This window comes from Alistipes sp. CAG:29 (genome assembly GCF_000435435.1).
GTDB classification, from domain to species: Bacteria; Bacteroidota; Bacteroidia; order Bacteroidales; family Rikenellaceae; genus Alistipes; species Alistipes onderdonkii.
This window is the reverse complement of sequence record NZ_FR893467.1, coordinates 1-13,189: the sequence shown is the minus strand read 5'-3', so window position 1 is coordinate 13,189 and position 13,189 is coordinate 1. Positions and strand designations below refer to the sequence as shown.

The 13,189-nt window shown below is 58.8% G+C and carries 7 protein-coding genes and 1 pseudogene; 1 reads left to right on the top strand and 7 read right to left on the bottom strand.

Annotated elements, in window-relative coordinates:
* From QVP03_RS07375 to QVP03_RS07355, 5 genes are all read right to left on the bottom strand, one after another.
* Positions 1–1,160: glycoside hydrolase family 97 N-terminal domain-containing protein (locus QVP03_RS07375; protein WP_288210695.1), on the bottom strand; the 1,160-nt coding region annotated here is incomplete at its 3' end.
* 94 nt (positions 1,161–1,254) lie between these two features.
* The gene (locus QVP03_RS07370) at positions 1,255–2,784 is read right to left on the bottom strand and encodes a glycoside hydrolase family 125 protein (protein WP_022332868.1); all 1,530 of its coding nucleotides are present in this window, start codon (positions 2,782–2,784) and stop codon (positions 1,255–1,257) included.
* A 38-nt stretch (positions 2,785–2,822) separates the two neighbouring features.
* Positions 2,823–5,666 (bottom strand): glycosyl hydrolase, encoded by a 2,844-nt coding sequence (locus QVP03_RS07365; RefSeq protein WP_022332867.1) that lies wholly within the window; start codon positions 5,664–5,666, stop codon positions 2,823–2,825.
* Between the two features lie 22 nt (positions 5,667–5,688).
* On the bottom strand, positions 5,689–6,873 hold the full coding sequence (locus QVP03_RS07360) for a glycoside hydrolase family 76 protein (protein WP_022332866.1): 1,185 nt from the start codon (positions 6,871–6,873) through the stop codon (positions 5,689–5,691).
* Positions 6,874–6,886: 13 nt separating this feature from the next.
* Positions 6,887–7,600, bottom strand: a complete 714-nt coding sequence (locus QVP03_RS07355; RefSeq protein WP_022332865.1) for a GDSL-type esterase/lipase family protein — start codon at positions 7,598–7,600, stop codon at positions 6,887–6,889.
* Positions 7,601–7,887: 287 nt separating this feature from the next.
* On the opposite strand from QVP03_RS07355, the gene QVP03_RS07350 reads away from it, so the two are divergent.
* Positions 7,888–11,940 (top strand): two-component regulator propeller domain-containing protein, encoded by a 4,053-nt coding sequence (locus QVP03_RS07350; RefSeq protein WP_022332864.1) that lies wholly within the window; start codon positions 7,888–7,890, stop codon positions 11,938–11,940.
* Positions 11,941–12,261: 321 nt separating this feature from the next.
* On the opposite strand, the gene QVP03_RS07345 is transcribed toward QVP03_RS07350, so the two are convergent.
* Together QVP03_RS07345 and QVP03_RS07340 are read right to left on the bottom strand one after the other, a co-directional pair.
* Entirely contained in the window at positions 12,262–12,717 is a 456-nt protein-coding gene (locus tag QVP03_RS07345) for an ATP synthase subunit C (protein WP_022332863.1), read from the bottom strand.
* A 21-nt stretch (positions 12,718–12,738) separates the two neighbouring features.
* Positions 12,739–13,189 (bottom strand): annotated as a pseudogene (locus QVP03_RS07340) (V-type ATP synthase subunit I); the annotation flags it as partial.

Here is a 13,189-nt window from a genome sequence, read left to right as displayed (position 1 = left end):
CGTTCCATGTCCTTCTCGACGGCGAGCCATGTCAGCCACAGCACGATCTGCACGTTGCGCTCCTTGCCGTAGGCGATCAGGCCGGGCAGGTCGAGGTCGGGATTGGGACGGAATACGTCGGTCGTCGATGCCGACCAGCCTTCGTCCATGATAATATAAGGGACGCCGTATTTGGCTGCGAAGTCAATGTAGTAACGGTAGGACTCCGTATTGCGCCCGGCACGGAAATCGACCCCCGACAGGCGCATGCCGTTCCACCAGTCCCAGCTCACCAGTCCGGGCTTCACCCACTCCCAGTCGGTATCGGCAGCGGGGGCGGCCAGCAGCCACACCAGCTCGTTTTCGATCAGGTCGGCATCCTCCCCGGCCACGACGGCAAGGCGCCACGGGAAAGTGCGCGTCCCCTGCGTCCGGGCAATATAGGGTTCTTCGGAGAGCACCTTCAGGCTGCGGTCGCCATCGGGGCCGTACTCCTTCGGCACGCGCGGGAAAAGCGATTCGAAACCGCCCCGTCCGTCGCTCCTGACGAACATGCAGGGGTAGTCCCGTACATCGGACTCAGCCAGCAGGAGCTTCTTGCCCCCCGGCATCCCGACCAGCACGGGCAGGTAACTCATCTTATCCGCCGGGGTATATTCGGCCATCGCCACGCGGGTGTAGGGCTCCTCGTACATCGAACGGAACCCGTTCACCTCGGAGAGCCACGCCTCGCTTCCGGCGGGCAGCCCCAGCCGGCACTCTTCGCCGAGCACCTCGACCTCGCCGGGCAGCGAGGTGACGAAGCGGTAGGCCACGCCGTCGTCGAAAAGGCGGAACTCCACCGCGTAGTCGCCGGCAAACCTGAGTTGCACGGCATTATAGCAGTTTCGGACGACGGCATCCTTCGTCGGGTTGCGGCGTTCGAGCATCTCGTCGGCCGAGGAGCGTTTCACGCTGCGCAAACGGGGAGCCTCGCCCAGCGTGCGGTCGTCCAGGGTCAGCGACAACGTACAGGCATCGAGGACTTTGTCCGCGCCGCTCCAGACGGTATAACTGATCTTGTCAGCCACCTCGATTTCCAGGCGGAGGTTTCCGCCGGGCGACGTCGCACCGACGATCTTGGCCGTAGCGGCACCGGCCACAGCCAATGCGCAGCACAATGCCAGAAGTCGTTTCTTCATAATGATAATAATTTGGGTCGGATACAAAGATAGCAAAAAAACGACAGGAGAGCCGCGATATTCCCGCGGCCCTCCTGAAAAAAAACCGAACCTGTTATTTTACCGTAATCGAGTTCAGCAGGTCGACCTTGCCCTCGTTCACCAGCTTGAGGATCAGCTCGCCGAACAGCGTGTTCTGCCATGCGAACCACGAGCGGGTGAAATCCGTCGGGTCGTTCACATTGAACGACTCGTGCATGAAGCCCGTCCCGGCATCGGTGGTCATCAGCATCTCTACGCAGCGCTTGATCTCGGCATCGTCCTGCGAGGTAAAGGCCTTCATCATGATGCTCATCGGCCAGGCCATGTCGTAACCGACGTGCGGGCCGCCGATGCCTTCGCCAGCCGAACCGCGGAAGAAGTAGGGGTTCGCCTCGCTCCACACGAAGCGGCGGGTATTCTGGTAGATCGGATCGTTCACGTCCATATCGCCCAGGTAGGGCATCGCCAGCAGGCTCGGCACGTTGGCGTCGTCCATCAGGAAACGGTTGCCGTAACCGTCGACCTCGAAGGCGTAGATCGTTCCGTATTCGGGATGGTTGTAGGTAGCGTATTTCTTGAGTGCCGTCTCCACCTCGGCAGCCAGCTCGGTGCACTCGGCAGCCAGCGCGGCCTGTCCGTTAACTTTGGTCAGGATTTCGGCAGCCTTGCGCAGCGAAGTCACGGCAAAGAAATTCGAAGGCACGAGAAAGAGGAACGTCGTCGCATCGTCCGAGGGACGGAATACCGAAGCGATCAGCCCGACGGGATTCACCGGATTGCCCTTGCCCATGTTGCAGACCGTATCGAGCTGGCGGTCGGTCACACGCATGAACGTATAGGGGCCGACACCCTCCTTGCGCTGCTGCTCGCGGAAGGTCTTGAGTATGTTCCTGATGGCCGCCATCCAATGTTCGTCGAACACCGAGTCGTCGCCCGTCACCAGCCAGTATTCATAGGCCAGACGCAACGGATAACACAGCGAGTCGATCTCCCACTTGCGTTCGTGCAGTTCGGGGCGCATCTGGGTCTGGTCGCTCATCCACTGATGGTCGGGGTTCGGGTCGTAGGGGTCGAGGAACGCATTGGCATAGGGATCGAGCTCGATGCACTTGAACTGGCGGCGGATCACGCCGGCCAGCATACTGCGCAGGTGCTCGTCCTTGTTGGCCAGCTGGAGGTAGGGCCACACCTGCGCACCCGAGTCACGGAGCCACATGGCATGGATGTCGCCGGTATAAACCACCGTATCGTCCCTGCCGTTGTCATCCTTGCGGTAGCGCACCGTCGTGTCGAGCGTGTTGGGAAAACAGTTCTCGAACATCCAGGCCAGCTTGGCATTGGAGAGCACGCCCTTGATGCGCGCGATCTCGGCCTCGACGGCCTCGGAGCGGAACAGACGCTCGGACTCGGCCGGACGGTTGGTCGGGGCATATTCTTTTACGATCTTCGCTTTGGGCCTGGCCATACGCGTATTGTCCATAATCATAACCGCGGCTTCGGTTTCCGGAGCACTGCTGCGGAGCGCCGAGGCGTGTGCCGAAACCGTACCGGCCATGACGAGGGCCGCAGCAAGGCAAGCCCGGGAGATGTTTTTGTTTTTCATAGTCGTTTACAGAATTACTTTATTAGGGTTTTAAGTTATCAGTACAGGGTTACGGGGCCGCGCAGGCCGAGTTCCTTATTGAGCCGCTGCGCCCATTCCCAGCGGGCAGCCGTCGGAGTATCTGCGGCACGGGCCTTGGCATAGTTGGTCAGCACTGTGGTAACACGGATCGTCAGGACATTCGTGCCCTTACGGAGTTTGCCCGCTACGTCGAACGTACGTGCACCGTACCAGCGCACGCCCGCAGGCTCGCCGTTGACGAAAAGTTCGGTGATGCCGTTATGCGTAAGGCCGGCATCGAGCGTATGGTAGGCCGCCGGATCTTCGACATCGACCGTGCGGGTGTATTCGATGGTGCCGGCGAAGCTCTGCAACCAGGGGAACGGCAGGCTGTGCAGATCCACGAGGTCGGTCAGGGAGAATTCCCGGGTACTCTTATCCACCTGGTGCGTGGCCCTGACATCCCAGATGCCGTTGAGGGCAATGGGGTTCGCGCTGCGGGGTGCAGGTGCGGGCAGCATTTGGCCGCCGCGGTCTTTCTCGAAGACGATGAATTTCGCCTCGGCAGGCGTCAGGCACAACTCCAGCGTACCGTTCCGCATGTCGAGCATATGCCGCACGCCCGTCTCGGCATCCCAGACCCAGGCCTGCTTGGCAGCTACCTCGGCGGGAAATTCGAGCCGGGTCTGCATGGAACGTTCGATCGAAGAGTTGACGACGAAATAGATATCCCTGTCGCCCGACTTGTAATAGTTCATCATCATAAAACGGTCGAGGTCGGAGATTTTCGCATAAGGGGTCAGGCCGTATTCCGCCTGCAAGGTGCGGTACCAGCCGAGCATATCCCCCTGCGGGGCATCGACACGGACAAAACGGTCGGGCCAGGTCGTCACGACACGGTCGATGATCGCCTTCACACGGGCATCCTTCGCCGCGGCATCGCGGAAGCCGAGCCCCTTGTGGGGCACCTTCCCGATGGCGATCACACGTCCGCCCGCTGCCACGAAGTCGGCGATGCGCGCAGCGGTCCGGGGTTCGAGGCTCTCGACCTCCATCAGCAACAGGGTCTTGTAGCTGCGCGAACCGAAGCGGAGCCGGCCGCCCGCGACGGACGACTGGCAGATGACCTTCTCGCTGACATAGTCGCAGCCGTTGCCGCTCTGCTGGACGGCCTCCCAGAGGTCGTTGGCATAGGCGGGATAGGTGACGCCAGGATAGGGGTCACGCTGCATGCCGTGGATCGACCAGAGGTCTTCGAGCGGCGGCAGGATGGCGATGTCGGCCTGATAGACGCTGTTCTGCAAAAGGGCGGAGACACGCGCCTTGTAATCCATCCACGGACGCACATAAGGCCACCACGTATTGTTCTCGTTGAAATAAGTACCGAACTGTATCCAGCCGAAGAAATCCTTCTGGCGGGGGCTGTAATTGAAGCCGTGGAGCACCGAGTGGTTCACGCCCGAAAGGTTGCTGCGGTCGCCCGTCACCTTGACCTCCTCGAGCGTGGTCTGGAAGATATTGCCCACGTTGGTCTGTTCTTCGCAGCTCACGATGTTGCGGTTGGCCAGAAACGCCCCCGAAGCGACGAACTTGTTGACCATGCTGTAACCGCGTCCCGAAAGGTACTGGTTGGGCTCCATCACCCGGCCGATACCGTCGTGTATCCACGATTCGCATTCGGGGATGTCGAGATACATCGACGTTTCGATGGGATGGAGCTGGTGGCCGTAGGCCTGGATGCGCGACTTGAGCCCGTTGCGATGGCACCACGCATTGTATACGTCGATGAAGTTCTCCTTGAAGAGCTGCATCTGCACGTGCCAGAAATCGTGGCGGACACGCTCGATCACGTCGCGCGTCACTTCGGGCGAGAAACTGCAGCCGTAAGCCTCACGGACGGGTTCGCCCATGGCTCCGGTACGCTGGAACACATAGGGCAGGAACGGATAGAGCGAGTAACCCATACGCTTCTCGAACTCGGCGAACATGCCGGGCGTCCAGTTGTTGCCTTCCAGCTCGAAACTGTCGCAGAACGCCGCGCGGATTTCCCCCTTGAGTTTGCCGCGGGTGAAATGCATCGCATCGGAAAATTTATCGAGGTAACGCTCCACGGCCTTACCGTCGAGGTGGTTCACCACGGGCCCGCTGGCGCCCGGAGCCCCCAAGATAACACGCGAATAGCCGTTCAGCTTCACGAAAAAGTAGAGGACATGTTCGCCCTCGGGGACATCGACCGTGATGGTATCATTGCCGGCCTGTTCGTCGTACGAAACGCCCTCGGTGAAATGGGCGACATGCTTGGGCATCAGGCGGATGAACAGAAGCTCCTTGGTCGGGTTGCTGCGGGGATTGGCCACTTGGGCGTTGGCCATGCCCAGCACCTCGTCGCGGCCGATGGTAAACCGGCCGCCCTTGACATCGACCGTAACGGGATAGAGCATCTGCACCTGCTCCTCGGGCGCAAGGTATTCGGCGCCGAAGGGCCAGCCCGAGCCGACGATGATGTCGCAGACCATGCCGCGCTCACGGCAGCCGTCGGCAGCCACGTTGACCATGCGGATCCACTCGTCGCTCAGCCATGTCAGCGCGGCACAGCCTACCGTATCGGCGGTCTGGTCGGGGAACTGGATGGTGTTGATCTCCACGCCGCCGATCCCGGCCTTGTGCATCACGTCCAGCTCGCGCAGGATCTCCTGCTCGTTCACACGGGCGCCGTTCCACCACCAGCGCACATAGGGACGATGGCGCGCGTCGGGATTAGCGAATGTTTTATACAACTCTTTTTCGGGGCGGAAAGCCTTTGCCACGGGCAACTTTTCCGCAAAGGCGATCCCCGCGGCGAATACCGCGGCCAATAGTATGAAGAAGATTTTTCGTTTCATCAGGTTGCAGGTTTTGTGCGGTTTATTTCAGTCCGACGCCGGACATGCGGCCGTACATCTCGGCCATGGCACCCTGCGTGAGCAACCACTTCTCAGCCTGTTTGTCCGCGCCCGTAAAATCGGTTTCGAACAGCCCGCGCCCGTCGCGCGCATGATCCCAGGCATAGTCCAGACTGCGCTGCACGGCATCGACATAGGCGGCATTGCCGTCGATGCCATAGAGTTCGACGAGCCCGCGCACCATCACGGCCGAGAACCACACGTTGCCCTTGCGGATGATGCGGAATGCCTCACCGTCCGCGGGCGTGAATTCCTCGAAGAAATAGTCGTAGCATGCGGCGGCCGTGCGCTGCGCGTCTTTCAGGTAGCTTTCATCGCCCGTAGCCTTGTAAAGCAGCGCCCCCGCCTGTACCATCTGGCCGCTGTTGTAGGCAAACTTCGCACGGCCGATATTGCCGTCGAGCGACACGTTATCGAAATAGAGCCCGTCCCCGGTGTCGAGCAGGTGCTCCTTTGTCCAGGCATAGAGCCCTTTGCCCTGCTCGAGGTAGCGGCCGTCGCCCGTCGCGGCATAGAGTTTCAGCGCATAAACCGTTCCCGGAGCATTGGAGCAGGTATTCTTCGAATGTTTCTTCTGTTCGCACCAGTAGATACCACCGCCCAGCACGTCATCCGTGCCGCTCTCGATGAATTTCCAGATCATCTCGGCCTGGGCGAGGTATTTCTTGTCGCCCGTAGCCTCGTAGATATCGCAGAAGTCGATGCCCAGCCACACGTTGTCGTCGTAGAAACGATCCGACGCCGGAGCCGTATTGATATAGGAGGCATAAGCCGCCGGCATCCGCGTCGTGTCGAGGTACTCGGCCAACCCCGGCAGCACGCGGCCGTCGAGCACGCTGCGATAGGAGGCATCCTCCTCGAGGATCGTATTTACAGCCGAGAGCGTTCCCGAGAAGGGCCACAGGTAGGAATAGGGATTCGGACGCGCCTGGTCTTCGGAGGCGAGATAACCCGCCTTGTAATCGGCATTGAACGGATAGTTTTCGCGCAAGAGGCAGCGGTCGGCGACGCCATACGAGGCATAGACCGAATCGAGCGTAGCCTTGGCACGCTCGAGGTTGCGGGCCTGGCTCGGCGACGTCCGGTCACAGGCGGCAAAAGCACATGCGGCAACTGTCGCAGCGGTGAGGAGGAGTGTTTTCTTCATTATCTGTTATCGGTTATTCGTTGGGTATCGGGGTGGTATACCGCGCCTGCTTCGTACGGAGGGCCTTGTTGATCCCCTCGACGACCATCGGCTCCATGAGCGTGTAGCCGTACAGGGTCGGATGGCAGCCGTCTCGGGAGATCCGGGCGTCCAGGCCGCCGGAGCCGTTGTCCAGCGCCGCATGGTAATCCACATAGGGGATCTTATGTTCGGCGGCGTACCGTTTCAGCATCGTATTGAGCTCCGCGACGGCTGCCGCAGGTTTGATCTCGGGACGCCACGAAAACCGGTCGCAGGGCAGCACCGAGCAGAGCACCACGCGGATTCCGTTGAATTTAGCCAGTTCGCACATCGAGACGATGTTGCCGAAGACGTTTTCGAGTTTGATGGCGCCGTTGTTCTGAGCGATGTCGTTGATACCGGCAAGGATCACCACGGCCTTCGGGTTCAGGTCGATGACGTCGCGGCGGAAACGCGCGAGCATCTCGGCGGTCGTCTGGCCGCTGATACCCCGGTCGACGAAGCCGTTGCGGGCGAAGAAGTCGGGATCGGCCCCGATCCAGTTATCCGTGATGGAATTACCCATGAAGACCACTTCGACGGGTTCACCCGCCAGGGCGGCATTCTGCCGTTCGTAACGCCCGTACTGCGCCCAGTCGCGGGGTTGCTGGGCAGAGAGAGAAAACGCCGCGAAAACAGACAGCGACAGGAGTACGATTTTTTTCATAGGGCAATAAGGTTTTTAGGTTTTCCGCTAACAAAATTAGGAAACCCGGAATGATCGGCAGTCCGTATCCATGAAGAAATAGTACACATCCGTGCCAAACACAAAATATTCCGTTTTTTACCACCGGCCACCGCCGAAACAGAGGCTCCAGAGGGGATTTCCCGGGGACAAAGATACGAAATATGTCTGTTTTCATGCCCAAAATGACAATGGTTAGTCTGTTTTTACGAAAAAAATTGCATAAATTTGCACAACCAACATAAAATTTCCACAAACCGCAACCCTCCATGAAACGAATAATCTACCTGGTCTGTATACACCTGCTGTGCAGCACAGCGGCACAAGCCAGCAACCTGCGGCAGATATCGAGCCGCGAAGGTATATCGAACAATGCCATCCTCTCGCTGGCACAGGATAAACACGGGTTCATCTGGGTCGGTTCGTGCGACGGGCTGAACATGTGGGACGGCGAACGCATGCGCCTCTTCCCGAACGACTGGGGCGAATATACCCCACTGTCGGGCAACCTCATCGAGGAGATCGCCGTGACGACGGACTCGCTTTTCTGGATACGCACGAACTACGGGCTCGACCTGTTCGATCCGGACAGCAAGCACGTCGAACCGCACACCTGTTTCCAGGGTATGTACCGGGTCGTCACCCGCAGCAGCGACGAGGTGATCGTCATCACACAGGACAACAAATTCAGCTACTACGACCGCACGCGCCATGAATTCGCCCCCACAAGGCCGATGCAGCAAGGGCGGTATGCCGACATTCTGGAGATGGTGCTCGACGACGAGGGCAACCTGTGGAGCTTTTCACGCAAGGGTATTTTCTGTATGCCGGTGAAAATTCCCGCCGACGGGCAGGGGGACATCCGATTCGGCGAAACACAGCAGATAGCCCTGCCTTCGCTCCCGGAATTCGCATTCCGCGAAGGGAACAGGGTTTATTTCATCGACCGGAACAAAGTGTTCTACGAGTTCGACATCAAAAGCCGTCAGATCATATATATAAAAGATATGCGCGAGGAGCTGGCCGCCATGGGACAGGTGTCCCGCATCATCAGCGACGGAGACGATTACCTCGTGTCGTTCAACACCAACGGCGTCGTCCGTCTGAAAACCACCCCCCAAAACAGCGTAAAATACGTCACGGAGCACATCAACATCACCTGCGGCGCCATGACGCTGCTGCGCGATGCCCGGCAGGAGATCGTATGGATCGGCACCGACGGGCAGGGGCTTTACCAGTACACGCGCAATGCGGTGGCTTTCCGCTCGATCACCTTCAACGACCTGCCCTACAACCTTTCGAAGCCCGTGCGTGCGCTCTACGTCGACCACGAACGCAGCCTGTGGGTGGGCACCAAGGGAGAAGGATTATTGCGCATCCCCAACTTCTACGACAGAAAGACCTTCGACGCAGCCCATGTCGAACAGAAAACCACGGCCAACAGCGATCTGCTGGACAACTCGGTCTACACTTTCGCCGCAAGCAGCCGCAACCTGCTGTGGATCGGCACCGACGGCGACGGGCTGAACTACTACTCCTATGCCGACCGAAGGATCCACCGCCTCGGCGTCCCCGAGGAGATGCGGTTCATCCACACGCTGCGCGAGACGGCGCCGGACACCCTGTGGGTGGCTTCGGTAGGCTGCGGTATATTCCGCATCACGCTCGGCGGATCGCAGACCCATCCTGAAATCCGCGAGGTCAAGCGGCTCCACTTCAACGAGGAACTGGAGGTCAAAAAATTCTTCTTCGCCCTCTACGAGCAGAACGATTCGATCATGTGGTTCGGCAACCGCGGAGGCGGGGCCGTACGCTACAACACGCATACGAATACGCACCAGATCGCCAAATTCGACCACAACCGCAGCGCCATCGTCAACGACATCTTCACGATCCACCAGACCCAGGACAAGAGCCTCTGGTTCGGCACGAGCGGCGGACTGATACAGGTCGCACGCGACACGACGCTCATCCCGGGCATCACCAACACCGTGCACGGCATCCTCGACGACCGCAAGGGCGACCTCTGGCTGAGCACCAACCGAGGACTGGTGCAGTACACGCCCCACACGGGCAACGTGGTGACCTACGGATATTCCTACGGCCTGAACACCATCGAATACAGCGACGGGGCCTACTTCACCGACCCGCAGACGGGGCTGCTCTTCTTCGGCGGCATCAACGGGCTGGTCACCGTCGAGGAAACCGGCTTCGAGGAACAGTCGTTCAACCCGCCGATCCTCTTCCGCGACGTGCGCCTCAACGACGGGGTGCATAACATCGGCAACCTGCTCTCCGACAAGGGCGCGCTGACGCTGCGGCACGGGCAGCGCATCTACGAGATCACGGTATCGGCTCTCGACTACGTCAACGGCAGCAACTACACCTATTACACGCGGCTGGACGGGTTCAGCGACCAATGGACGAGCACTTCGTCGAAGCTGTCCTTCGCCGACCTGCCGCCCGGCACCTACCGGCTCGACGTACGCTACCGCAATAACATCACCGGGGCGACAAGTCCCGTCTATTCACTGGAAATACGCCTCAAACCGGCCTGGTACGCCACATTTCTGGCAAAGCTGCTCTACATGCTGCTGGCGCTGGCCGCCGTCACCATGACCCTGCGCTATTACCTGCTCCGCTACCGGCAACGCAAGGCCGAACAACTGCAACGCCTCGAAAGCCGGCGCAAAGAGGAGGTCTACGAATCGAAAATGCGATTTTTCTCGAACATCACACAGGAGTTGTCCATGCCGCTGACGATGATCTCGGGGCCCTGCCAGCAGATCATTACCTACCGTAAATCGGACTCCTATATCCTCAAATACGCACAGACCATCCGGCAGAACGTGTCGAAGCTCCACGACCTGATCTACATGCTCCACGAGTTCCGCGGTATCCGCACCTCGCAAAACGATGAGAATGAAAACATCGAGCTGGTACCCGTGGCCGAAATCGCCCAGGGAATCGCGGAGACCTTCAGCGAATATTCCGAGCAGAACAGCATCCACTGCAAGCTGGACATCGAGCGCAACCTGGCATGGCCGAGCGACCGAGAAGGACTTTCGACGATCCTCAACACATTGTTGTCCAACGCATTCAAGCACACGCCCTACAACGGTTCGGTGAACCTGACAATCCGCAACGACGACGGGGAACTGTTCATATCGGCCGCGAACGACAGCATCGGGGTCAACCTCGACGACATCGAGGCCATTTTCGACCGTTACCGCGTGCTGGATTATTTCGAGCGCAAGAGCGAACGGGGGCTTTCGTTCCAGGGCGACCTGCGGCTGGCGATCTGCCACAGCATCGTGATCCGCATGCACGGCCAGATCACGGTCGAAAGCACCCCCAATGCCCAGACGACGTTCACCGTGCGGCTGCCGCGGCTGAAAGTAACCGCCGAGAACACGTCCGTGAACGACAACATCGTGCCGATCGACACGAACTACGGGCTGCCGCTGCCGACCGTCACGCAACGCGAATTCACGTTCGACAAAAACCGCCGGACGATGTTCGTGGTCAACGACGATTCGGAGATCATGAATTTCGTGGCTGAGCTGTTCGCCCCGGATTACAATATCAAAATGCCCGACGGCCTGAACGCGATGATCGAACTGCTCAAACAGATGCACCCCGACATCATCATCTGCGATGCGCTCTCGGAGAAATCGGACTGCCTGTCGCTCATCAAGTTCATCAAGGAGGGCAAGCTGACCTCGCATATCCCGGTGATTCTGCTCTCGACGGCACAGCAGGTCGACGAACGCATCAAAGGCGTAGAATCCGGCGCCGACATCTGCCTGACGCTGCCCTTCAACGTCGAATACCTGAAGGCCGTGACCGAGCAGCTGCTCAAACGCAACCGCTCGCTCAAGGACTATTACAAATCGTCGATCAGCGCCTTCGAACTCTCCGACGGCAAGATGCTCCACCAGGACGACAAGGAATTCATCGACAAGATGCTGAAGATCATCAACGACAACATTTCCAACACGGAAATCTCTACGAAATTCATCGCCGACGAGATGGGTGTCAGCATCCGCAACCTCTACCGCCGCCTGGAAGGCATCCTGAACCAGACCCCGACCACCATCATCAAGGAGTACCGGCTGGCCAAGGCCGAGCAGCTGCTCACCTCGACCAAGCTCTCCATCGACGAGATCATTTACAAGGCGGGGTTCGTCAACCGGGGCACATTCTTCAAGTGCTTTGCCGCCAAATACGGCTGCACCCCCAAGGTATACCGCAAGGAGAAGCTCTCCCAGATCAAACAGGAGGTCGACGAAGTGCCCGAAGAGCCACAGGATAAGGCATAGGCAATGTTACCGGCAATGCCGGAATCTCTGCCCGACCGGAGACGGCGTTCCCTTCCGTCAACCCACCAACAAACTCAAGCCCGGCTACTGATGCAGCCGAGCCTGAATCCCTAATTATACCACTTAAAAACTTGTAACTGTCCCATCCCGACGGAAAAACAATTGCCCGGAACTTTCGAGTTAATGCAAAATTACACATTTCCGGGTTTCGGCAAGTATCAATTCATGCAATATAAGTACAATTCAAGCCACACCCCTGAAAAAAGCAGGGCGGGACACCGGAATGTCCCGCCCTGCGGAGCGATTTGCCGCTGCGGCCGTTTAGATCGCACCCGCGATCAGGAACACGGCAGCCACCGTAAGGATGGCGTACAACTCGGGGAATGCCGCGAGGATAAGCGTCTTACCCATCACGTCGTGGCCGTTGCCGATTGCGGCGATACCGTTGGCACACACCTTCGACTGGTAGTATGACGAAGCGAGGCAGACCAGACCCGTCAGCAGACCGGCGCCGAAGATGGCGGCCCCCTGCAACAACGTCATCGAATCCGTAAGGAATCCTTTGATGATGAAGTAGCCCACGAAACCGTAAAGGCCCTGCGAACCGGGGATAGCCGACAGGATCATGTAGCTACCGAAAGCCCCTCCGTTTTTCTTCATGGCGCCTACCGATGCCATACCGGCGATCGAAGTACCGATACAGCTCGCTACGCCCGAAAGGCCTACCATCAGCGCTACGCCGAGATAGCCCAAAATAATTGCAGTTGTTGATTCCATAATTTTAATTTGTTTTAGTTGTTATTTGTTTTCCGAATTATCTATTTTCTGCAAGGGCTCGAACGAACGCATCGACATTTCGAAGCCCGCGTTTTTGTAGAACTCGACGAACGTCAGACGCATCGGGTGCACGAACGACGAAATGGTCGACATGAAGAGGTTGATGCCGTGGCCGATCAGCAGAATCGGGATCATGATCAGCAGCCGCACGATGATGCCCGAACCTTCGGGCACGAACCCGGCGGCAAGCGCATTGAACACCGTGGCGAGGATACCGCCCGAGAGGCCGATGGCGAACAGACGGATATATGACAACACGTCGGAGAGGATACCCGTAAGGTTATTATAGGTATCCCACAATCCCAGCCCGAAATTCAGCAGCGGGTTCTTGCCCGGCGAATTGAAGAACAGCATCAGCACCGCACCCACGCCGAGCGTCGCATAGAACGCGGGCGAGGAGGTGGTGTAGAAC

Coding starts and splice junctions, on each gene's coding strand:
- QVP03_RS07370 (WP_022332868.1), bottom strand. CDS start 2,784: ATGAAAAACAAAAACATCTCCCGGGCTTGCCTTGCTGCGGCCCTCGTC.
- QVP03_RS07355 (WP_022332865.1), bottom strand. CDS start 7,600: ATGAAAAAAATCGTACTCCTGTCGCTGTCTGTTTTCGCGGCGTTTTCT.
- QVP03_RS07350 (WP_022332864.1), top strand. CDS start 7,888: ATGAAACGAATAATCTACCTGGTCTGTATACACCTGCTGTGCAGCACA.
- QVP03_RS07360 (WP_022332866.1), bottom strand. CDS start 6,873: ATGAAGAAAACACTCCTCCTCACCGCTGCGACAGTTGCCGCATGTGCT.
- QVP03_RS07365 (WP_022332867.1), bottom strand. CDS start 5,666: ATGAAACGAAAAATCTTCTTCATACTATTGGCCGCGGTATTCGCCGCG.
- QVP03_RS07345 (WP_022332863.1), bottom strand. CDS start 12,717: ATGGAATCAACAACTGCAATTATTTTGGGCTATCTCGGCGTAGCGCTG.